The organism is Acinetobacter sp. WU_MDCI_Abxb74 (genome assembly GCF_025513915.1).
In the GTDB taxonomy this organism is placed as follows: domain Bacteria; phylum Pseudomonadota; class Gammaproteobacteria; order Pseudomonadales; family Moraxellaceae; genus Acinetobacter; species Acinetobacter calcoaceticus_C.
Window position 1 is genome coordinate 910,010 of record NZ_JAHPRP010000001.1, and the last position, 22,292, is coordinate 932,301.

The 22,292-nt window shown below is 35.7% G+C and carries 19 protein-coding genes; 13 read left to right on the forward strand and 6 right to left on the reverse strand.

Annotation, left to right across the window (positions count from 1 at the left end):
• Positions 1-28: 28 nt before the first annotated feature.
• Positions 29-823, reverse strand: coding sequence for a type I methionyl aminopeptidase (gene map / locus KTH84_RS04395; protein WP_202741896.1), 795 nt, complete (start codon positions 821-823; stop codon positions 29-31).
• Between the two features lie 354 nt (positions 824-1,177).
• Between map and brnQ the strand changes: the two genes are divergently transcribed.
• From brnQ to KTH84_RS04410, 3 genes are all read left to right on the forward strand, one after another.
• Positions 1,178-2,479, forward strand: coding sequence for a branched-chain amino acid transport system II carrier protein (gene brnQ, locus KTH84_RS04400; RefSeq protein ID WP_262472164.1), 1,302 nt, complete (start codon positions 1,178-1,180; stop codon positions 2,477-2,479).
• A gap of 191 nt (positions 2,480-2,670) precedes the next feature.
• A complete protein-coding gene (locus KTH84_RS04405) occupies positions 2,671-3,090 on the forward strand; it encodes a GlcG/HbpS family heme-binding protein (RefSeq protein ID WP_252612771.1) in 420 nt (139 codons plus the stop codon).
• 266 nt (positions 3,091-3,356) lie between these two features.
• Positions 3,357-3,599 carry a hypothetical protein gene (locus tag KTH84_RS04410; RefSeq protein ID WP_042894212.1) on the forward strand — a complete coding sequence of 81 codons (243 nt, stop codon included), beginning with the start codon at positions 3,357-3,359 and terminating at the stop codon, positions 3,597-3,599.
• Between the two features lie 37 nt (positions 3,600-3,636).
• Here KTH84_RS04410 and KTH84_RS04415 read toward each other — a convergent pair whose 3' ends face one another.
• On the reverse strand, positions 3,637-4,092 hold the full coding sequence (locus tag KTH84_RS04415) for a hypothetical protein (RefSeq protein WP_262472168.1): 456 nt from the start codon (positions 4,090-4,092) through the stop codon (positions 3,637-3,639).
• 141 nt (positions 4,093-4,233) lie between these two features.
• Here KTH84_RS04415 and KTH84_RS04420 point away from each other — a divergent pair, with 141 nt between their 5' ends.
• The 8 genes from KTH84_RS04420 to KTH84_RS04455 all read left to right on the forward strand — a co-directional run bounded on the left by KTH84_RS04420 (position 4,234) and on the right by KTH84_RS04455 (position 15,960).
• Positions 4,234-5,094, forward strand: a complete 861-nt coding sequence (locus tag KTH84_RS04420) for an alpha/beta fold hydrolase (RefSeq protein ID WP_262472169.1) — start codon at positions 4,234-4,236, stop codon at positions 5,092-5,094.
• A gap of 320 nt (positions 5,095-5,414) precedes the next feature.
• Positions 5,415-8,270 carry a phosphoenolpyruvate--protein phosphotransferase gene (gene ptsP, locus KTH84_RS04425; protein ID WP_262472170.1) on the forward strand — a complete coding sequence of 952 codons (2,856 nt, stop codon included), beginning with the start codon at positions 5,415-5,417 and terminating at the stop codon, positions 8,268-8,270.
• Positions 8,271-8,285: 15 nt separating this feature from the next.
• Positions 8,286-9,233 carry a 1-phosphofructokinase gene (pfkB, locus tag KTH84_RS04430; RefSeq protein WP_262472172.1) on the forward strand — a complete coding sequence of 316 codons (948 nt, stop codon included), beginning with the start codon at positions 8,286-8,288 and terminating at the stop codon, positions 9,231-9,233.
• Positions 9,220-10,935 (forward strand): fructose-specific PTS transporter subunit EIIC, encoded by a 1,716-nt coding sequence (locus tag KTH84_RS04435; protein WP_202741890.1) that lies wholly within the window; start codon positions 9,220-9,222, stop codon positions 10,933-10,935. The genes pfkB and KTH84_RS04435 overlap by 14 nt, the downstream gene beginning before the upstream one ends.
• A gap of 867 nt (positions 10,936-11,802) precedes the next feature.
• Positions 11,803-12,267 (forward strand): MarR family winged helix-turn-helix transcriptional regulator, encoded by a 465-nt coding sequence (locus KTH84_RS04440; protein ID WP_002121027.1) that lies wholly within the window; start codon positions 11,803-11,805, stop codon positions 12,265-12,267.
• Between the two features lie 192 nt (positions 12,268-12,459).
• On the forward strand, positions 12,460-12,675 hold the full coding sequence (locus KTH84_RS04445) for a hypothetical protein (protein WP_003652142.1): 216 nt from the start codon (positions 12,460-12,462) through the stop codon (positions 12,673-12,675).
• A gap of 601 nt (positions 12,676-13,276) precedes the next feature.
• Positions 13,277-15,373, forward strand: a complete 2,097-nt coding sequence (locus KTH84_RS04450) for an EAL domain-containing protein (protein ID WP_202741889.1) — start codon at positions 13,277-13,279, stop codon at positions 15,371-15,373.
• A 143-nt stretch (positions 15,374-15,516) separates the two neighbouring features.
• Entirely contained in the window at positions 15,517-15,960 is a 444-nt protein-coding gene (locus KTH84_RS04455) for a universal stress protein (RefSeq protein ID WP_133973264.1), read from the forward strand.
• 57 nt (positions 15,961-16,017) lie between these two features.
• Here KTH84_RS04455 and KTH84_RS04460 read toward each other — a convergent pair whose 3' ends face one another.
• Positions 16,018-17,460, reverse strand: a complete 1,443-nt coding sequence (locus tag KTH84_RS04460) for a glucose/sorbosone family PQQ-dependent dehydrogenase (protein ID WP_133973262.1) — start codon at positions 17,458-17,460, stop codon at positions 16,018-16,020.
• Positions 17,461-17,879: 419 nt separating this feature from the next.
• On the opposite strand from KTH84_RS04460, the gene KTH84_RS04465 reads away from it, so the two are divergent.
• Both KTH84_RS04465 and KTH84_RS04470 read left to right on the forward strand, forming a co-directional pair.
• A complete protein-coding gene (locus KTH84_RS04465; protein WP_262472173.1) occupies positions 17,880-18,512 on the forward strand; it encodes an SOS response-associated peptidase in 633 nt (210 codons plus the stop codon).
• 239 nt (positions 18,513-18,751) lie between these two features.
• Positions 18,752-20,206 (forward strand): SulP family inorganic anion transporter, encoded by a 1,455-nt coding sequence (locus KTH84_RS04470; RefSeq protein ID WP_262472174.1) that lies wholly within the window; start codon positions 18,752-18,754, stop codon positions 20,204-20,206.
• A 47-nt stretch (positions 20,207-20,253) separates the two neighbouring features.
• Here KTH84_RS04470 and KTH84_RS04475 read toward each other — a convergent pair whose 3' ends face one another.
• The 3 genes from KTH84_RS04475 to KTH84_RS04485 all read right to left on the reverse strand — a co-directional run bounded on the left by KTH84_RS04475 (position 20,254) and on the right by KTH84_RS04485 (position 22,222).
• Entirely contained in the window at positions 20,254-21,432 is a 1,179-nt protein-coding gene (locus KTH84_RS04475; RefSeq protein ID WP_262472175.1) for a S8 family peptidase, read from the reverse strand.
• A 246-nt stretch (positions 21,433-21,678) separates the two neighbouring features.
• On the reverse strand, positions 21,679-21,792 hold the full coding sequence (locus KTH84_RS04480; RefSeq protein WP_262472176.1) for a hypothetical protein: 114 nt from the start codon (positions 21,790-21,792) through the stop codon (positions 21,679-21,681).
• Positions 21,793-21,952: 160 nt separating this feature from the next.
• Positions 21,953-22,222, reverse strand: coding sequence for a DUF6527 family protein (locus KTH84_RS04485; RefSeq protein WP_262472177.1), 270 nt, complete (start codon positions 22,220-22,222; stop codon positions 21,953-21,955).
• Positions 22,223-22,292: the final 70 nt, after the last annotated feature.

A 22,292-nucleotide genomic window follows, 5' to 3' on the forward strand; every position in this document is an offset into this window, starting at 1 on the left:
ATAATTTATCGAACTTTTTTTATATTTTTCAAATTGCAGGATAATTGCCCACACCTTCGGGCCATGGTGTTAATAGTTCAAAGCCAGTATCTGTTACTGCAACCATATGTTCCCATTGAGCAGATAATGAAAGATCTTGAGTAACGACTGTCCAGCCATCATTTAACTCTTTCACTTGCGGTCTACCTGCATTCACCATTGGCTCAATGGTAAAGACCATTCCTTTCTTTAAGACCAAGCCTTGCCCGCGCTGTCCATAATGTAGAACATTGGGTTGTTCATGATACACCTTACCAATCCCATGCCCACAATATTCTCGAACAATACTATAGCCTTCTCGATGAGCAACCGACTGAATAGCATAACCAATATCGCCTAATGTAGCTCCTGGCTTAACGGTATGAATACCAGCAACCATCGCTTCATAAGTTGTATCAACCAGTTTTTTTGCTTGTGGGTTTACATTACCCACAAAATACATGCGGCTCGTATCGCCAAAATAACCATCTTTAATAATTGCAACATCAATATTAATAATATCGCCATCTTTTAAGATTTTATTCGGCGATGGTATTCCATGGCAAACAACTTCATTGACTGAGGTGCATATTGTTTTTGTAAAACCGTGATATCCCACATTAGCGGGAATAACTTTTAAATTATTTACAATATAGTCATTACAGAGGTTATCTAAATATTCAGTAGATACGCCCGGTTTAATATAGGCCCCTATCATTTCTAAAACTTGTGCCGCCAAGCGTCCAGAAACTCTTAATTTTTCCAGATCTTGTTCAGTTTTAATGGTAACAGTAGAAGCTCTCATTCAATTCTATCCTCGCAGACAAGAAACATGCCCTTCCCTACAAAAACCTAAGGTAATTCAAAATATTTTAGGATGAATATAAGTCAGACCAAAAGCCTAAAATGCTTAAACATTCAGCATTCACAATAAAAATTTATCTTTTTATTCTTACATATTTTTTATAAAAAGTCAGAACTTAAAAAGAAGTTCTTTTGTCCTTTTAATGGCTTTTCAAGTACATACTTTAACCAAACAAATGCTTATATCACCAGATATCGTTTTAACCACCCGAAAAAAAGCTTTTTCACATAAATTAGCGCTTGAACATGATTACTTTTGCTCTAAAATTCCTTCTTTTTTATTCACTTTTAATTTATGCAACATCTTCGCACTGGAGATATTATTGCCTTAGGTTTTATGACCTTTGCCCTTTTTATTGGTGCTGGCAATATTATCTTTCCTCCCATCGTCGCTCAACAAGCTGGTGAACATGTCTGGTTAGCTGCACTAGGCTTTTTGATTACGGCTGTCGGCTTACCTGTAATCACTATCATGGCACTCTCTCGCATGCAGGGATCCATTGAAATTATTAGTTCTCCCTTAGGTCGGGTGGCAAGTCTGATTTTAACTGTTGTCTGTTACTTATCAGTCGGCCCTCTATTTGCTACCCCACGTACAGCTACTGTTTCTTATGAAATTGGTTTTTCCTCTTATTTTGGAACCTCAAGTAGCAGTCTTCTAATCTATAGTGCAATCTATTTTTCATTTGTAACTGTAGTTTCACTCTATCCAAACAAGCTTTTGGATACAGTAGGACATGTACTTGCCCCGCTAAAAATTATCGCTTTAGCAATTTTAGGAATTGCGGCGGTCATGATTCCTGCAGGTTACGTTCCTGCACCGATTAATCAATACGTTGCGTCTCCGGTTTCAGAGGGTTTCGTAAACGGTTATCTCACCATGGATACCTTAGGTGCACTCGTATTTGGTATCGTTATTATTCAAGCGATTTACTCTCGCGGTGTAACTGATAAAAAGTTAGTGACCAAATATGCAATTATTGCCAGTCTCATTTCGGGTGCCGGTCTTACTTTAGTCTATTTAAGCTTGTTCAAATTAGGTTTAGGTAGCCATGAAGTAGCACCAAATGCAGCAAATGGCGCAGTAATTTTACATGCATATGTTCAGCATGCTTTTGGAAATATGGGTTCATTATTCTTAACTGGCCTCATCTTTCTAGCATGTATGGTTACAGCGATTGGCTTAACGTGTGCGTGTGGTGAGTACTTTGCTCAATTAACTAAATTACCCTATAAGCTTTTAGTCTTTATTTTAGTTGGTTTCTCTTTCATTATTTCTAATCTTGGATTAACTAAACTGATTGCTATATCAGTACCAGTTTTAAGTGCAATCTATCCACCTGCAATTGTGGTGATTATGCTGAGCTTCTTTTGGAAATTTTGGCACAAACCTTCTTTTATTGTCGGTTCAGTAACGAGTATTGCTTTAATTTTCGGCATTATTGATGGTCTTAAAGTTGCAGGTTTTGGTGATTATTTACCTGAATTTCTACAACATTTACCACTAAATGAACAAAACTTAGCTTGGTTGATCCCATCTTTAGTTGTTCTTCTAATTACCGTAATTATCGACAAAGTTAAATTCAAAAACATTTAATTTAGTGGCTTTTTTGAAATCGAGTTTTATCCAAACATGATTTTATATATTGAATAAAATGCTGTGTTTACCCAGCCAGCATTTTATTTCCACACTAGCTTTTAATGACAAATCAACTATAGATATAATCAATTTTTACTGTAAAATTACACTAAAATAATTTTTAGCTTACTCAGGAAAGAAGAGCAACAATGAAAACTAAATATTACTTAACATTAGCAGATGCAGAGTTTTTAATGGAAGAAGCTCAAAAATATGCAATTGAACACAACTTTAAAGTCAGCATCGCAATTGTTGATGAAACAAGCTCATTATTACTCATGAAACGTTTAGATGGCGCCTCTCCTTTAACTTCACACTTATGCTTAGAAAAAGCAAAATGCTCTTCAATATCAGGTAGACCTTCAAAATTTTATGAAGAACTTTTGCAAAGTGGCCGTCTTGGTTTCTTAAGTATGCCTAGCGCTCAAGGCATGTTAGAAGGTGGAAAACCGATTATTCATGAAGGTGAAATTTTAGGTGCTATTGGTGTATCTGGTGTTCAATCTTTTGAAGATGCAGAAATTGCTCAACATGCGATTGATACCTTTTTTAAAAAGCAAAATAGCTAAAATAAATTAATAGGAAAGAGAAATTAATACACTTTTCACTTAAATAATTTCTCTTCCCTAAAAGAATAAGCATTTCATACAAAAATATTTAATATTTACTTTTTTAATACCTTAAGCTTTTATAAATATAGAGGTTTTTATAAAACTGCTCAAAAAAATTGCTATTCTCTATTGAATTGAATTAAAAATAGCAGTAAAACATTAAGCTTAAAACTTATTCTTGACTAAAACATTAGGTTTTAGCACAACTACAAGGAGGGATGGAGATGTTATCATTACATTTCAACAAACAAGTCTTCATTAACACTCTGAACAGCAAAGATTCAGTTGTTTATGGAGTAACACCGCTTGCTCTTATGCTGACTTTGCTGTTTCAAGGTATGATAAAAGGAAATTTAAAACCCGAATACTTTATGTATGCGATGGTTGTTTCTGTCATATTTTGTTTGTGGGCTTTCGTCGATCATAAAATGCGAAAGTTAGCTAAAAGACGTCTTAGTCAACAATAATTGTAAGATTAAAAAATGGATGAGTGATCATCCATTTTTATATACCCAGAAATAAAAAAATTGTTCCCATAACTAAAATAGCTGTAGCTAATAATTCAGTAATAATCAATGCCACCATCATTAAAGACATTAACCACGAAGGCAAGTTAAATCTGCCTAATCGATGTGGAGTTTTGAATTGATTTGTCGTGTCCTGCAAATATCCATGTATGATGTAAACCAATATTGAAAAACTAAAAAATAAGACATTCGCTAGAACACACCACAAAGTAATATTTTCATTTAAAACAGTAAAATAACTTAGTGCAGCAAGAATTAAGCTAGCAGCTGCGTAAAGTAAGCTACTTCGATGAGCAATATCGACATAATAATGCGCACGACTCAATTCCGAACGGCGTATTTGCCAATATTTCCACACCCCTGTGAACATTCCTATCCATAAAAATATGCCACTAAATACAATCGCTAACTGTACAGCTTTTGGTAAATCCATCTTTTTCCTCATTATTCGTTTTATTAAAATTTAATGAGCTGTATAGCATAAATCCTGACTTTATAGTCACACTTTAATCAAGTATCATTTTAGAACTCATGTAAATTAAAGTCATCAATAAGCTAATCATTACGTAATATTATGGATAACACTTTTGAATCATTTTGGATGACCTGCGAAGATGGTTATCAACTTGCTGCACAATTTTATCCAGCTCAAACAAAAAAATCGGCCAATCCTGTTTTGATTTGCCCAGCCACAGGCATTACTAAAAATTTTTATCATTCTTTTGCTACATGGTTAAGCCAACAAGGTTATGAAGTATTAAGCTTTGATTTCCGTGGAATTGGAGATTCATTGCATGGACCTTTAAAGCAAAGTGAGGCAAGTATTAATGATTGGGGGACGCTTGATATTCCTTGCGCAATTGACGCCCTATTAGAAAAAACACAAGCAGAACAAGTTACTCTGCTTGGCCACAGTGCCGGTGGGCAATTATTAGGAATTGTGCCTAATTTTCATAAGGTAGCAAAAGTTGTTGCGGTAGCAGGCTCTACTGGCAATGTAAAAGGACTTAAAGGTAAAACCAAGTTTCTGGCCCCTGTTATGTTTAATGTTATTTTTCCAATTTCTAATACTTTAAAAGGTTATGGCGCTACTCAATTTATTGGAATGGGTGAAAACTTACCTAAAAAAGTTGCTCAACAATGGAGAGAATTTTGTAGCAACCCAGGCTATGTAAAAAATGCCATTGGTAAAACTATCTTTCATGACTTTCATACTGAGATTGTCTGCCCCATTACTTCGATTTGGGCAAGTGACGATGAAATTGCCACTCAACACAATGTTGAGGATTTATTAAGTTTATATCCGAAAGCCCCTACTAAAATGCTAGAACTAAACCCGATCAAACTCGGTTATAAATCAATTGGACACATGTTAATGTTTAAAAAATCACATCAAAAGCTGTGGTCACTCTTAGAGCAAGAAATTCAATATTAATTTTAAATTCTATCATTTACTTTTTGCCTCTATGCCCGTAATCCGGTTTAGAGGTTTTTTTATTATTAATACTTCTTTTTTATAAAATCACTTTATTAAATTCATAGTCACCCTAACAAATTAAAATATATTAAGTAGCGATTCCTTTGTATTTTTAATAAGCATTTTTTTACGTAAATACGTCGATATAACCTTAAAGTTCTGCTATGGTAATTTGTCTGAAGCTGTTGTTTAAAAACGGGTAAACTAACCTATTTTAATACAAACAGCTTCTTTTTTTCTGTTTTAGCTAAAACCAAAGAAATTGTTCAAGGATAAGTATGCTAGCACTCGAGCCTCGACATATTCATATGAATCAACATGCTGTTGATAAAAAGCATGCATTACAGTGTCTAGTAGATATATTAGTAAAAGATGGGTTAGTTACACCTGAATATATAACAGGACTCATCAATCGCGAACAGCAAAGCGCCACCTATTTAGGTCAAGGAATTGCAATTCCACATGGCACTCCGCAATCTCGTGAATTTATTTTAGAAACAGGTATTCGGTTAGCTCACTTCCCTGAAGGAATAATATGGGATGGGGAAAACACGATTTATTTAGCTGTGGTTATTGCAGCAAAATCTGATGAACATTTACAAGTACTACAAATATTAACTCGAGCTTTAATGCAAGATGTCAGTGAACAGGTAAAAAATGCAACACAACCTGAACAAATTATTGAACTCTTGCAAGCTCAACCTTTATCTTTAACTCTGCACGAAAATTTAATTCAAACTGAAATTGAATCTCAAGATATTGAAGATTTGTTGTGGTCAGCCTCTCAAATTTTAAAAAAACATAATTTCGTAAAATGTGGTTTTCTAAGCTCACTTGAGCCAGATCAAGTTATCCAGTTGCAAGACCAAATCTGGTCTATTTCTAGCAGTAAATTTGTTCAACAGCCTGCAATCAGTATTGTAAAGCCCCGCCATACTCTAGATCTGGATGGGCAAAAACTAAATACGCTAGTCTGTATTGCTGCCAATGAGCAGTTAGATAGTCAAAGATTTAACCGACTCATTGATATTTTATTTAATCCAGAACAAGTCGCTCAGCTAGATCAAACACAAACACCAAATGAAATTGCTAAAATTATTGGTGCAGATGTTATTCCAGATTGGCCTCATCGCTCAGTTGTATTAGCCAATGCACATGGATTACATGCTAGACCAGCGACTCATTTGGTCAACTTAACAAAAAGTTTTCAAGGCGATATTCAAGTCGCAGTAGATGAAGGTAATTTTGTTTCAGCTAAAAGTTTGACTCGTTTATTAGCCTTAGGATGTAAACGCGGCCAGACCTTACGTTTTATTGCCGAGCCAGAAACAGATGCAGTTGAAGCTTTAGATAAAGTTATTCAGGTCGTGCAACAAGGCTTAGGAGAGGAAGTTGAACCAATTCTGCCTCCAGATATCAAAGAAACTCAATTGTCTCAAACAGTAAAATCACTGCCGAGAATATTAAGTGCAAATACAGGCATTCCAGCTTCAAGCGGCTTAGCTTTTGGCCCCGTACATGTCATTAAACCTAAGATTTATCAATATGAACGTATGGGTTTAAGTGTTAAAGCAGAAAAAGAAAAACTAGATATTGCACTTCATGCAGTTAAAAACAATATTCACCAAGTGATTGCGAAATCTGAAGCTACGGAAATTAAGCAAATCTTCCAAGCACATTTGGAAATGTTGGATGACCCCGATCTCATTAATGGTGTTTATCAAAAGATAAACTTAAACCTTTCTGCCCCTGCTGCATGGTATGAACATATTGACGCAGCAGCCAAAGAACAAGCAGCTTTACCAGACCGTTTACTGGCTGAGCGAGCTACAGACTTACGTGATATTGGCGATCGGGTTTTAGCTCAACTCTGTGGTGAAGTTATTATCGAAGAGCCAAAAGAGCCTTATATCTTGATCATGTATGATGTGGGGCCAAGTGATGTGGCTCGCCTTAATAAAGATCGTGTAGCGGGTATTTTGACAGCTGTAGGCGGTGCTAGTGCCCATAGCGCTATTGTTGCTCGTGCTTTAGGTATTCCTGCCATTGTGGGTGCTGGCGATCAAGTATTAGATATTGAACAAAAGAGTTCTCTTTTAATTAATGGAGATACAGGAACTTTTGTATTAAACCCTAATTCTCAGCAAATCGAACAAGCAAAACAGGAGCGTGAGCTTCAACAAAAAATTCGTGAAGAAGCTGAACGCCACTGTCAAGAACCTGCGATTACTCTAGATCAATACCAGATCGAAATTGCTGCCAATTTAGGAAAAGTTCAAGCTACAGCCCACGCAGTAGAATGTGGCGCCGAAGCAATCGGTCTACTCAGAACCGAGCTTGTTTTTATGGCTCATAGCAGTGCCCCAAATGAGGCAGCCCAAGAAACAGATTACCGTGTTGTCTTAGATGCCCTTGCTGGCCGCCCTCTTGTAGTACGTACTTTAGATGTGGGAGGTGACAAACCTCTCCCTTACCTTCCAATTGCTGAAGAAGAAAATCCATTTTTAGGTCTAAGAGGTATTCGTTTGACGCTAAGACAGCCAGAGCTGTTACGTCAGCAACTTACCGCTTTGCTTAAAGCCGCAGATGATCGCCCTTTACGAATCATGTTTCCAATGATTGGCCGTGTAGAAGAATGGCGTGCAGCAAAGGCAATTCTTGATGAGGTTAAAACTTTACATCCATGTGACAATTTAGAAGTTGGCATTATGATTGAAGTTCCCTCTGCTGCCTTACTTGCCCCTATTCTTGCTCAAGAAGTGGACTTTTTCAGTATAGGAACAAATGACTTAACTCAATATACTTTAGCTATTGACCGTGGTCACCCTATCCTCTCGGCTGAAGCAGATGGCCTCCACCCAAGCATTTTGCAATTGATTGAGCACACTGTAAAAGCTGCACATAAATATGGCAAATGGGTGGGTGTATGCGGAGAACTGGCAGCTGATCCAAAAGCCGTACCGATCCTTATGGGATTAGGCGTAGATGAGCTCAGCATGTCTCCCAATAGTATTCCTTTGGTAAAAGCCCAAATTCGTACACTTGACTACAGCCAAGCTCAAATGCTTGCAAAACGCGCACTAGAATGTGATAGCGCCCCTGCTGTACGTCAGCTATCCGAACAAGAAATCTAAAGATTAGGAACAGTAATGGCTAAAGTTTTAACAATTACTTTAAATCCTGCAATTGATGTGACTATACAACTCAATGAATTACAGGTTGGCGAAGTAAATCGCCAAGAATCTGTAGAAATACATGCAGCAGGCAAAGGGTTAAATATTGCACAGGTTTTAAAAGATTTGGGGCATGAGGTTATTGTTTCTGGTTTTCTAGGAACCACTAACAGACAGATTTTTGATAAGCATTTTAAGGAAGCTCAATTCCAGCCTGAGTTTATTTATATTGAAGGTGAGACTCGCCAAAATATAAAAATTGCTGAACATTCTGGGCGTATGACTGATTTAAATGGAAAAGGTTTTTTAGTATCTGAATTGGATAAAAAAAACTTATTTCAGAAAATCGAAATGATTTTGCCACAGGTAGATGTAGTTGCTATTGCAGGGAGCCTTCCACAAGGTTTTAGCGTTGATGAGTTAAAGCAACTTATTAAGCTCATTCAAGGACAAGGAAAAAAAGTTGCTCTTGATACAAGTGGTAAAGCATTAGTCGCTGCAATTGAGTGCCAGCCTTGGATGATTAAACCCAATACTGATGAATTAGTAGAAAGCTATCAGCTTCCTGCCGCGACCTATGCTGAACAAAAAAAGCTTTTTGAAAACTTAGCTGAAATTGAGCATGTCGTTATTTCGATGGGTGAAGACGGTGTAAATTGGCTACATAACACTCACCCACTTCATGCCAAAGCCCCTAAAGTAGTCGTTAAAAGTACCGTTGGTGCAGGTGACTCTCTTTTAGCAGGCATGATTCATGGCTTAATGAATGGTTTTTCTGCTGAAGAAACATTGAAAACGGCTACAGCAATTGCAAGCCATGCTGTCACACAAATTGGCTTTCGGATTCCAAATGCTGAAAAGCTAGTCCAATTAAAAGCCCAAACTACAATCAATTCATTGAGTGAATCTGATGCCAACTGCTAAACATTTATTATTTGTCATTAATAGTCCGCAACAGCAAGTCAATGCTTTGATTTTAGCTCGTAAACTTGCACAAGTTGCATCCCAACAGGGTTATTTAAATAGCATTATTTCGCTCGATGAATTTGATGCGAATGAAAACTTAGATCAAGTCATTGTTGTTGGACAACGCCCGAAAGATCTTAATATTTTTGGTACCCACCCTTTGTCTTTAATTAGCATTGAAGAGATAAAAAAGGATGCTCACTTAGCTTTTCAAACTGCCTTAGATCATTTTAAGCCAGCTCAAGATTGGCAGAGTGATACGACATCAGTAAACAAAGCAACTAAGTTTGTTGCAATTACAGCTTGCCCTACTGGGGTTGCACACACTTTTATGGCTGCCGAAGCTTTACAACAAGGTGCAGAAAGACTTGGCTATGAAATTGAAGTAGAAACACAAGGTTCCGTTGGCGCAAAAAATATTTTATCAGCTCAAGCTATTGCTGAGGCAGATATCGTAATTCTTGCGACTGACATTGAAGTTAATACAGATCGTTTTGTGGGTAAGCGTGTTTACCGATGCGGCACTGGTTTTGCATTAAAGCAAACAGATAAAGCCTTTGCTGAAGCAATAAGTAATGCTCAAGTTTTAGAACAAGGTAAGCAACAAACATCAGTCGAAAACAAAGATAAAACCGAAAAGGTTGGCGTATATAAACATCTCTTAACAGGTGTTTCCTATATGTTACCTATGGTCGTGGCTGGAGGTCTTTTAATTGCCCTCTCTTTATGCTTTGGTCTAAATGCTGCTGAGCAAGCTGGAAGTTTACCTGCGATCTTAAAACAAATTGGGGCCGCCGCATTTATGCTTATGGTCCCAATGTTATCGGGTTATATTGCCTACTCGATTGCTGATCGTCCTGGGCTCGCACCTGGTTTAATTGGCGGCTTACTCGCCTCTCAATTACAAGCAGGTTTTTTAGGCGGTATTGTTTCTGGTTTTCTTGCAGGTTATATCGCTCTTTTTATTGCAAAAAAACTTAAACTTCCAACTAGTCTAGAAGCGCTTAAACCCATTTTAATTATTCCTTTATTAGGTACGTTATTTGTTGGCCTTATTATGTTCTATGTGGTTGGACAACCTGTAGCACATATTTTCGAGCTAATGAAAGATTTCCTAAATAATATGGGTACAACAAATGCTGTGTTAATGGGAATTATATTAGCAAGCATGATGTGTATTGATTTGGGTGGTCCAATCAATAAGGCAGCCTACGCTTTTACTGTCGGATTGCTGACAACAAATACCTATATGCCAATGGCAGCAACAATGGCGGGCGGTATGGTCCCTGCTATTGGTATGGCTATTGCGACTCTCATTGCTAAAAATAAATTTAGCACAGGAGAGAAAGATGCTGGGAAAGCCGCTTTTGTACTAGGTTTATGTTTTATTTCAGAGGGTGCAATTCCTTTTGCTGCTAAAGACCCAATGCGTGTTATTCCAACCTGTATTTTAGGTGGCGCTGTGACAGGCGCACTTGTTGCCTTATTCCATTGCGAGTTGGTAACTCCTCACGGTGGTGTGTTTGTTCTTTTAATTCCAAATGCAATTAATCATGCTTGGTTATATCTTACTGCAATTGCTGCCGGTAGTATCGTTACTGGAATAAGCTATGCAATTGTTAAGAAAAAGATAGAAGAAAAGACTGTGACCATTTCATAATTAAAAAAGGGAGAATATAAGTTCTCCCTTTTTTATAAACTATATCTAATTAATCAAATAAAACTGTAAGCTCAATCTATTGAACAAACCATTCTAATAGGGCCTATATCACTTAATCTGAGTAGCTCTTGCCATAACCTGTGCAGGTACTTCTTCTTGCTAACATAACAGTTAAAGTCGGTTCTTTTTTCGATTCAAAAGATGAGCGACATCCTGTCTGATGTAAAAATTATTAAAAATATAATTTATAGATAAAAAAGTTAAATTTATAAACTTAACTACTCAACCAGTTTTTTTAATTTTATTAAAATAATCAACAAGTTAATAAACGATCCCTTTTTAATTTACTAAATAATTGATGATTCATGTTAAATGTATGGTAAATTTTATCAAAAACAAAACACATCAAGATTTTGATATTTATAAACATTTATTATTTAAATATCTTAATTTTTCGTAATTATGACTTTAGAGACAAAAACTATCTCGTTCAATGCCACGGTCAAATCATAATTTTTTTTCTACGATGCGTCTGCAAGCCAATATTGTTTAATTAACAATCAAGCAAGCCTCAATGCAATCTTGTATATCTGTCAAAGATTTTAAGGAACTAATGGCGATGACCCATTCAGTCACATTAACTTTCAACAAACTTTGACTATAGAAGAAGAGTATTTGTAGTTTATGCAAAGTATAGAAATGTTTATCAAGATAAGGACCGTTAAACCATGTCATTGTTAAATTTAACTATATAAATTTTGCTCACCAAGTAAAGTCCTGATATAACTTGCTTGATGAAACTATATTTTTCAACTATTAAAGATAGTTCACCAGAAATGCGATCCACCAAGGTATGGGGAAAAGTCAATGACAAAGAAGTATGCGCGTTTTTTACCTACAACAGAATCTTTTACTCTTGAAGATTTTCCATATTATTGGATTACTCAAGTACATGCTCAGTATGTACAAAATATTGATAATGCTTTAAAAAAATATGGTTTAGATAACTCACGTCGACGCATTATGTTGGCTTTAAGCAGTAAGCCCCATGCGAGTGTTTCTGAACTTTCAGATATGATTATTTCAAAAATGTCGACGACTACTAAGATTGTTTATCGTTTAAAAGATGAAGGTTTGGTTGAAACTTATTCTTGTCAGACCGATGGTCGAATCACCCGCGTAGTACTTACAGAAAAAGGTACTGAAATGATCAATAAGATTAATGATCTAACCAGCGTGGTACTCGAACAATCTTTCGAAGGTATCACTCCGTTACAATTAGAAAAAATGATGGAAAGTTTAAAATTACTTTTAAAGAATCTTTCTCGTTAAAAGAGAAACAGATGTTTTATACTAATAATTAAGCTCTCTTTACGAGAGCTTTTTCTATTTTAATGCTTCATCTAGGTCTTAATAGAAACAACTCCCCTACATAAAATAATCAATTAACTTCTCATCTGTTGACTTGAGCCTCTAAGTCCAGTAGAAATTCTCTTTCAACAACTGAATAGCAAATTTTTGAAAATGGCTAAAAGAAAATACAAAAGTGACAAGTTTCAAGTACGTCGTATTAACCGTCAATGGTGGGTACTTGAAAAAGACCTCGAATCAAACTGCTATTTAAAACATGAACAAGTGGCAACAAAAACCTTAGCAAACAACTATGCTGATGATTATATTGAACAATATTATATGAATCTTTATATTCAACAAGAATTGAAGAAACCTGAAACTGTATAAAAAAGCCATTTGGCTTTTTTTTATTTTTAATAGTTAGAGATTATAAACACAAAAATTAAGAATAAAAAAAACCTACATCTTGGGGAAAATGTAGGCTATAAAATGCACAAAAAGGAAATATATATCCTTCTTGATGAAAACAATTTTACGATAATATAAGCCTTTATTTTATATTACTTTTGTAAACTTAATGATGGTTATTGTATTTAATCAGAATTTTTAAAACCTTACCCTCTTTATATATTATGGTTAAATTTTGTTTTATTAAAATTTTAGTTATTGCAAATTACTTCATATCATTTTTATAATTTATTTTCATTGGTTTTATTAAAATAAGTCTTTAAAGTCAATTATAAGCTTCTGTTTTAATAAGTTTTTTACAAAAATAAGCATAAATATTTTTTTAACTTATCACAAATAAAAATCAATAAATAACAAAAACATAAATTAAATATTAAGTATATAATTTATTTAACATCTCATTTTCAGTACAAAAAAAAGACAGGTGAGATTTATTTATTACTGTTTTGGTTACTACAGAAAGATTACAATAATGACTGATAAATAGATTACCCGCCCATACAATCTTTCTAGGCATGTTATGACTTCAATGTCGAACAACACCCAAAAGCATTTTATTGTTGAGCAAATTCCACTACCGACTTGGGTAAGTGATGAAAATGGCTTGATATTATATTGCAATATAGAGTGTACAGAATATTGGCAGGATACTTTTTCTCCATTACCTCAGCAATGGTTGGATTTTATATCTCCTGTCGATTTAGATGAAGTCAAAAATAGATGGCTCGAAGCAATACGCCTGCAAAAAAGAATAGAATTAAAATGCCGACTTTTACAAAGTGGTAATCAATATAGATGGTGCAAGCTCTCTATTCAAACATCCAAATATCGCGCCTCTTCTCTAGTCAGTGAATGGTATGTCAGCTTTTTAGATATTGATCACGATATTCAAGAACAACAAAACTTGCAAAAGAATATTGAAATACAAAATCAAATGTTAGATATCAGTGTGGATTGCATTAAAGTATTAAATGTAGACGGCACAGTTTCTCATATGAACAAATCAGGATGCCTCGCTTTGGGTGTTCCTGTTGATGAAACAAAATTTGGTATGAAATGGCTTGAGCTTTTGCCACCTCATATTCGTAAACGTGGACGCGTCGCTTTAAAAAAAGCGCTTCAGGGCAAAGTTGCCAGATTTGCTGGAATGAGCTGTTTACCAGATCAGGACCCCGAATATTGGGATAATATGCTTACCCCGATTCATCGGGAAAATGGTGAAATCATACAAATACTTTGTGTATCACGTAACGTTACTCAACAGCATTTGACAGAAAATCAGCTTAGAAATATGAGTGAGCGAGATGAGCTGACCGGATTATGTAATCGGCGCTCATTTAAATTTCAGCTTAAACGCACTCTTGCATATTCAAAAGATAATCAAACAAGTGTTGGTTTACTATTAATTGATCTTGATCATTTTAAGCATATTAATGACACTTTAGGACATAGCGCAGGCGATCATCTTTTAAAAGTCTTATCCAAACGGTTTAGTCATTGTGTTGATGATGAAAGATGTTTTGTTGCACGACTGGGTGGAGATGAGTTTGCAGTTATTATTAATAACCTTAAATCTGAAAATGATGTACGCGACCTAGCAGCCATTTTACTTCAGCAGCTAAATCTGCCTATTACCTATTTAGGTAATGCTCTAAATGGCGGTATGAGTATTGGTTGTGCGATCTATCCCCAAGATGCTATAGATCAGTCAGGTCTACTAAGTTGTGCAGATATGGCATTGCATGACTTAAAAGCTCGTGGTCGTGGCGGTATTCGCATGTATGATCCATGCATGATGCAAATGACCGAAACAGTCGCATCTCAACTTAATTTAGCGCGACAGCTTATTCGCCATCATACAATCCAGCCCTACTATCAACCCAAAGTCGACTTAAGAACCCATCGTGTTGTAGGTTTTGAAGCTTTATTACGATGGCATACAACTTCAGCTCAAAGAGGTTATCCATCACAAATCGCAGAGGCTTTTAAAGATTATAACTTGGCGAGTAAAATCGGTGAAACTATGCAGCATCAAGTTTTACGTGACATCGCAAAATGGATAGATCTAGATATTAAACCTCTTCCTGTTTCGCTCAATGCCGCACCAGTTGAGTTCTTAAGAGACAACTATGCTGAACGGCTTTTGAAAAAGATCAATCAATTTCAAATTCCAACACATTATATTGAAGTAGAAGTCACTGAACATATGCTGGGTGACCGAGGTTCAGATTATGTGATCCGAGCGCTCAATAAATTAAAACAACATGGTGTACGTATTGCACTAGACGACTTTGGTACAGGTTTTTCATCGCTTACCCATATTCGTGACTATCCAATTGACAGTTTAAAAGTGGATTGTAGTTTTATACAAAAGATGCAACATGACCCATCTATCTATGCCATTGTACAAGCGATTGGGTTACTCGCCCCTAATCTGTCACTTGGGCTCATTGCAGAGGGCATCGAAACCCCAGAACAAGAAGAATTACTTCGTCAATTTGGATACAACATAGGCCAAGGATTTTTGTTTGAATCTGCTGTTGATGCTAACCAAGTTATCTCTATACTTAAGCAAAATCAGCCTTATTTAGAAAGTCATTATCATGTCTTAAGATAAATGCTTAAGAGAATTTACGGCTCACTTATTCACACTAAAAATAAACAATAAAATTATAAAAATTGGCGATAATATAACCATAACGATAACAAACTTAATTTCTTCTAAGATAAACATTGTCAAAAGACAATAAGGAGCAATATATGAGTTACCACCATATTTTGGTTCCAGTCGATGGTTCTCCTACTTCACTCATTGCTGTAAATCACGCTGCAAGTCTTGCTAAGGCCTTTGGTAGTAAAGTGACTCTAGTATATGCGCTTACGATAGATCCTTTTATTTCTGTAGAATTCATTGATAGTACAGAATTAGCACAGGATTATTTTAATAAAGCTAAAGCATCTATTCAGGGTATTTTAGACCAAGCAAAAGAGCAATTTAGCCAACATGGAATTTCTGTTGAAACAAAAATTGTTGAGGGTCAAACAATTCATACAGAAATTATTAAAGCAGCTACCGAACTCAAAGCAGACTTGTTAGTCATTGGTTCTCATGGTCGAAAAGGGTTTAAAAAATTCTTTTTAGGAAGTGTGACTCAAGCCCTTTTAGGAGAAATTCATTTACCGGTATTAGTCGTAACTGAATAGTTTTTCTTAAACTGAAAAAAACCGATCTTATGTAGATCGGTTTTTTAATAGCCTGTTTTATTGAGCTTTATATGTAAATCTAATCAGAGATCCTGGGTTTTCTAGAGTATTCGTTACAGAGCCATCATCTTTTTGGACATTTCCGGCAGTATCAGTTAACACGTATAAAACATTCCCATCTGGACTTGCAATCACGTCACGATAACGGTTGTTGCTCTTAAACATCGGTACAGCATCATCATAAGTCGCACTATAGGTTGGATCTAGCTTAATACGGAAAATAACACCGCGCTTTAAAGATGGAACCAATAAGGTATTTTCCCAACCAGAAATTGCTTTTTTGCCGCCCTTATAGACATAAGCAGATGACGGCGCAACCGTTGGCCAGCAAATGTAGGTCATCTCTCCACAGGTTGGGTCATTATAGTTATAGGTATCTTGGACGGTATATAAGGTTTTTAGCGGCGGCACAAAGTTTTTACCAGTCCATTCAGACTCTTTAGTCACAGGAACACCTGCTGCTACTTTTAAACCATTTTGTCCTAAATCTTTAATTTGTGCTTTATTGGTTGCTGCCGAATAATTTGCATACGCATAACCGCTGTCATCTTTATAACCCGCTACATTTGGCCAACCATAGTTACCACCTTTAACAATGAGATTAATTTCATCGTCAGAGTTTGGGCCCTGTTCAGATTGCAGTAGTTTTCCATTTGGAGTAAATGCTAAGCCCTGTGGGTTACGATGACCGAGCGTATAAATATGACTAACTACACCATTAAAACTTGGATTATCTTTTGGAATACTTCCATCCAGATTTAAGCGTAATACTTTACCCATATAGGCATGATAGTCTTTGCCGCTCAGTTCCTGTTGAGTCGGCGTATGTTGTGCTTGGTTTGGCAAGAATAAATAAGCAAGCTGGTTACGCCCCTGATCACCAATCGTATAGTAAATCTTTTGGTCTGGACCAATGACAAGACGGCCCGACTGATGGTCTTTCGATGAAGGTAATCCAGCTAATAAATCTACAGGCTTTTCAAAACTATCTGTTGCCTTGTTATAGGTATATCGACGAATAATCGTTTGATTCGGTAATTCTTTATCTGTAGATTTCGGATTTTTAAATGTGCCTGAAACATAGATATAAGGATTATGTTTAAAGTCAGGATGGAAGGCAAAACCTAATAAACCATTTTGTCCATCCGCATCATTTACAATTTCAGGAACTTGAAAAACTGTTTTTACACTACCCGACTCTGGATTAACTCTTAGAATCTTGCCTGTTGCCCGCTCAGTTAACCAAATTTGATTATCAGGCCCCCACAACAAAGCATGTGGCTTATTTAAATTAGAGAGAATAACTTTCTTGTCAAAATTTTCTGTTTTCGCTTTAGCAAACTGAGATGGAGTAAGAGGAATATCAGCAAATGCAGAGTTGAGTGTAAGTAGCTGAGCGGCACCTAATAAAGTAATTTTAGCCAATAAATGTTTATTCATGTGTCCACCTTATAAATTGTCAAAATTTTCCGAGAATTTTCAAACCTCTAATAAAGGGTTTGTATGAGTTCTCTATATGATTTGTATTATGACGAATAACGAATCTATTAAAATCTAAATTTCTGAAAGGCTCTGTTGCATAAAAGTAGCTATTCAAAATGGATGAACACTCACACAAGGTTACCTTTAAGATGAGTAACTTAAACTTAAGGTCGATCTTTTTTTATACTTACTCTATTAATTTTATATCTTAATACTTTCTAAAATGAACATAATTTTAAATAAACATTTATTAACGAAGTAATTGATAGATAAAAATTAATACCTAAAAAGACAATTCTAATTATAAAAATATACATCTAAAGAAGTTAAAAGTTAGAAGCTGTAATTGAAGAATATTTTATATATAAGGATACCTTATGTGCGCAAATTTTAAACCCATAAAGAAAACTCATGCCAATCAATTAAACTTATTTGAACCAACTTTTGAATATAAGATGGATGTCTATCCTAGCGATGATTGCCCTCTCATTTTATCTCATCAAAATGAAGTTGAATGGCGAAAAGCTAAATTTGGAATGCTTCCGCCCTATGCAAAAGAAATTTCTTTCAAGTATGCAACTTATAATGCAAGAACGGAGACTGTAGAGCAAAAACGTTCGTTTAAACATGCGTGGTCAAATGACCAATTTGCCCTTATTCCTGTTGAAGCTATTTATGAACCAAAATATATTAATGGAAAAGCGCACTGGTATGGCATATTCCGTCAAGATGGGCAACCTTTTACACTTGCTGCGATCTATGAAGAAACGATAATTGATGAGCAGAAAGTGAGATCGATGTCGCTATTAACCATTAATGCCGATCAACATCCTTTCATGAAACAATTTCATAAACCTGATGATGAAAAACGCTCAATTATTGTAATACCGGATCATCTTAGAAATGATTGGTTGACCTGTAAGCATACTGAAGCACATGACTTCTTCTTAGACATGCCATTAAATGAATTTACTTCGATGCCCAAAGCGGAAATGAAAAATTACGATTAACCCTTTTATCGACCCGATTTAATAAGCTCAAGTTAGTCAACTTTAACAACCTATGTTATTCTTTCGCCACTTTTAAAAGCCTCAAATTCTCTATCATCATGACACTTACGCCACCTTAAGTTTATTTACCCTTATCATTGTAAATAACTCATCATTGTTTAGTGATGTGGTGTAATCGCTTGTGTTGATATATCACATCACTAGCCTTTTCAAAATTTAGAACTATAGGCTATTCCCTCATGTTATCGAATGTCCGAGAACAATGGTTCTCTAATGTCCGTGCAGATATTCTTTCAGGTCTTGTTGTTGGTCTTGCTTTAATTCCCGAAGCAATCGCATTTTCAATTATTGCAGGTGTAGATCCAAAAGTCGGTTTATACGCATCTTTTTGTATTGCCGTTATTATTTCATTTGTTGGCGGTCGTCCCGCTATGATTTCGGCAGCTACAGGTGCCATGGCCCTAGTCATGACGACACTTGTAAAAGACCATGGACTTCAATACCTATTTGCAGCAACAGTTTTAACCGGCGCCATACAGATTTTAGCTGGATATTTTAAACTCGCTAAACTCATGCGTTTTGTTTCCAAATCGGTTGTTATTGGGTTTGTTAATGCCCTCGCCATCCTCATTTTTATGGCTCAATTACCAGAGTTAGTAAACGTGACTTGGCATGTTTACTTATTAGTAGCAATCGGCTTAGGAATTATCTATTTATTCCCCTATATTCCCAAAATTGGAAAATTCTTTCCTTCCCCACTTATTTGTATTGTTATTATCACGCTACTCGCCATTTTTCTAGGTATGGATGTTCGAACGGTTGGTGATATGGGGTCATTACCAGATACTTTACCTATTTTTTTAATTCCGGATATTCCTTTTAATTTAGAAACACTCCTTATTATTCTTCCTTATTCTTTAGCCCTTGCTGCGGTGGGTTTACTTGAATCAATGATGACTGCAACAATCGTTGACGAAATGACGGACACTCCAAGCGATAAATTTCAAGAGTGCAAAGGTCAAGGTATAGCGAATATTGCCACAGGTTTTATGGGGGGAATGGCGGGTTGTGCGATGATTGGCCAATCAATGATTAATGTAAAATCAGGTGGTCGTACGCGTTTATCTACTTTCTGTGCAGGTATATTTTTACTGATTTTAGTTGTATTTTTAAGTGATTGGCTAAAGGTTATTCCAATGGCTGCTCTTGTGGCTGTCATGATTATGGTGTCAATTAGTACTTTCGAGTGGAGTTCTCTAACTCACTTTAAAACTAATCCTAAAAGTAGCAATATCGTTATGATCGCAACTGTTGCTGTGGTGGTTGCCACACATAACTTAGCGCTAGGTGTATTGACTGGTGTATTACTTTCGGCATTATTCTTAGCAAATAAACTTGAAAATAACATCCATGTAAATGCTTCTTTTGAAGGTGAAGCCCGTTTATATGATTTAAGAGGTCAGATTTTCTTTAGTTCTTCTGAAAAGTTTCTACAAAGTTTTAACTTTAATGAAGAAATCCAAGACGTTATTATAGATTTAACTCACTCACATATTTGGGATGTGACCTCAGTAGCAATGCTTGATTCAGTTGTTAATAAATTTCAAAAAAATGGCATAAAAGTTACTGTACGCGGCTTAAATGAAGCCAGTTCAATCATGATTGATAAATATGGTACTCACGCTAAAATTTAAAAAAGGTCCTTCGGGACCTTTTTACGATCTACTGATTACATTTTTTATTAAGGAGCCTTATATAACAAACGATTTGGACTACCAGATGGATTTTTTACCACATTACTACTCGCCTGATTTACAAGATTAGTTGAAATTGTTTGAGGTGTTGCAGTAGGTGCACTTTGCAACATTTCAGCAACCACGCCAGCAACATGTGGAGTAGCCATTGAAGTTCCATTTAGCACTTTAGTTGCTGTATTACTACCAATCCATGCAGAATTGATCTGACTTCCTGGGGCGAAAATATCAACACAACTGCCATAATTGGAATAACTTGCCCGTGTATCAGTATTATCTGTAGCTGCGACTGTAATTGCCTTACTCACTCTTGCTGGCGAAGAGTTACATGCATCCGTATTTGAGTTTCCTGCTGCCACCACCATGACATAACCATTATTAAATAGATTTTCAACTGCACTGTCTAAAGATGCACTTGCATCTCCACCTAACGACATATTTACAACAGCGGGTTTTTTACCATTTTTTAATATCCAATCTAAACCAGCAATCACGTTACTAGAGGCACCAGAACCATCACAACCTAAAATTCGAACTGGAACTAAACTTACATTCTTCGCAATTCCATACGCACTTCCCCCCACCGTACCAGCGACATGAGTCCCATGCCCGTTACAGTCAGTTGTGCCCTTCCCATCAGATATCGCCGTATAACCTGCTTGTACACGTCCAGAAAATTGTTGATGGCTAGACAAGATACCTGTATCAACAATATAAGCTGTCGTGCCAGAACCTGTTTGTGAATAAGAATATGTAGAATTTAAAGGCAAAGCTTTTTGATCTACCCGATCTAGCCCCCAATCCGGATTACTCTGAGTAGTTGCATCAATTTTCATGACTGTATCGTTTTCTACAGAAATTACTTGTGGATTTTTTTTCATTGCTTCGACAAAAGCAGTAGCCGCTGTATCTGGCAAATAAATTGCAAAACCCTTAAGTACAGTGTCGTACGACTGTAGAATCTTGCCTCCATGTTGCTTAGCAATATTCTGGGCAAAAACTGTAGGTAGGCCAGCATCTTTATTAAGAATAACAATATATTGGTTTTTAATAATTCCTTTTATTTGCGAAGAATCTAAGATAGAGCTTGATGTGGGGGTTGCGGCATAGACAAAATTGACGGCGGCCATTGTTAAGAAAACAGCCGATACTTGGCAAAACTTCATGAAAAATCTCCATATCTTTTATTTCAGGCATTTTTGTTATGATCTGTACTATCTTTAAGGTTTAAATATTTTTGAAAGAAATTTTTCTTATACTCTCCTGTAGTAAAACCAAATTATATTTTCACAAAATCTTATTTTTCACAACGCTAGTATATTTTTTTAATCAAAAATGTGAACCAATTCAAATAAACTAAAAATATAGAACTTTAATATTAAAATTTGACTCATGCTTTTCAGCATAAAATTTTATGAGGGATTTAAAATATAGAAATATATAATCAGTACCACTAATATAAAAGTAGAAATCGAAAGATATATTCCAACAGTATTGAAGCTTCGCAAAAATTTCCAAACATCCATAAACACACAATAAAACAATTATTTATAAAATTATTTCAGAATTTAAATAAATCAGCAACTAGAAGAGATTTACACTTTTTAACTATAAAACTTCAGTATCAAATACGTAAAAAAATATTACTTCAAAAAAATAAATAAAAATATTATATAATTAAAACATTTATCTATTTTCCAGTTCAGGTAGTTCTACTCTTTGTCCAGCTAAATGATGTTTACTATGCGTAGCGTATTCAATAAACCCTTCTTTAATAAAATAATGACAACGACCAACAATACTTATGTCCGGATTAAATGTTGGCTTCTCAAAGCTGCCATTAAAGGTACACTGGTGTCCATTAGAAAAGGGATACTCTACCGGAATATAGTGGAGATGCCCACAAGCTGGACACATATGTTCATACATCCCACCTTCAAAATATTGTACTTTCATAAAGGCTCCTTCTTTTTCAAATAAAAAAGCCACCCCATAGGAGTCGGCTGGATTTAAAATTAAAGAACAG

Excerpts from the sequence above, each read along its gene's own strand:
- map (WP_202741896.1), bottom strand. The coding sequence starts at position 823 with ATGAGAGCTTCTACTGTTACCATTAAAACTGAACAAGATCTGGAAAAA.
- brnQ (WP_262472164.1), top strand. The coding sequence starts at position 1,178 with ATGCAACATCTTCGCACTGGAGATATTATTGCCTTAGGTTTTATGACC.
- KTH84_RS04405 (WP_252612771.1), top strand. The coding sequence starts at position 2,671 with ATGAAAACTAAATATTACTTAACATTAGCAGATGCAGAGTTTTTAATG.
- KTH84_RS04410 (WP_042894212.1), top strand. The coding sequence starts at position 3,357 with ATGTTATCATTACATTTCAACAAACAAGTCTTCATTAACACTCTGAAC.
- KTH84_RS04415 (WP_262472168.1), bottom strand. The coding sequence starts at position 4,092 with ATGGATTTACCAAAAGCTGTACAGTTAGCGATTGTATTTAGTGGCATA.
- KTH84_RS04420 (WP_262472169.1), top strand. The coding sequence starts at position 4,234 with ATGGATAACACTTTTGAATCATTTTGGATGACCTGCGAAGATGGTTAT.
- ptsP (WP_262472170.1), top strand. The coding sequence starts at position 5,415 with ATGCTAGCACTCGAGCCTCGACATATTCATATGAATCAACATGCTGTT.
- pfkB (WP_262472172.1), top strand. The coding sequence starts at position 8,286 with ATGGCTAAAGTTTTAACAATTACTTTAAATCCTGCAATTGATGTGACT.
- KTH84_RS04435 (WP_202741890.1), top strand. The coding sequence starts at position 9,220 with ATGCCAACTGCTAAACATTTATTATTTGTCATTAATAGTCCGCAACAG.
- KTH84_RS04440 (WP_002121027.1), top strand. The coding sequence starts at position 11,803 with ATGACAAAGAAGTATGCGCGTTTTTTACCTACAACAGAATCTTTTACT.
- KTH84_RS04445 (WP_003652142.1), top strand. The coding sequence starts at position 12,460 with ATGGCTAAAAGAAAATACAAAAGTGACAAGTTTCAAGTACGTCGTATT.
- KTH84_RS04450 (WP_202741889.1), top strand. The coding sequence starts at position 13,277 with ATGACTTCAATGTCGAACAACACCCAAAAGCATTTTATTGTTGAGCAA.
- KTH84_RS04455 (WP_133973264.1), top strand. The coding sequence starts at position 15,517 with ATGAGTTACCACCATATTTTGGTTCCAGTCGATGGTTCTCCTACTTCA.
- KTH84_RS04460 (WP_133973262.1), bottom strand. The coding sequence starts at position 17,460 with ATGAATAAACATTTATTGGCTAAAATTACTTTATTAGGTGCCGCTCAG.
- KTH84_RS04465 (WP_262472173.1), top strand. The coding sequence starts at position 17,880 with ATGTGCGCAAATTTTAAACCCATAAAGAAAACTCATGCCAATCAATTA.
- KTH84_RS04470 (WP_262472174.1), top strand. The coding sequence starts at position 18,752 with ATGTTATCGAATGTCCGAGAACAATGGTTCTCTAATGTCCGTGCAGAT.
- KTH84_RS04475 (WP_262472175.1), bottom strand. The coding sequence starts at position 21,432 with ATGAAGTTTTGCCAAGTATCGGCTGTTTTCTTAACAATGGCCGCCGTC.
- KTH84_RS04480 (WP_262472176.1), bottom strand. The coding sequence starts at position 21,792 with ATGGATGTTTGGAAATTTTTGCGAAGCTTCAATACTGTTGGAATATAT.
- KTH84_RS04485 (WP_262472177.1), bottom strand. The coding sequence starts at position 22,222 with ATGAAAGTACAATATTTTGAAGGTGGGATGTATGAACATATGTGTCCA.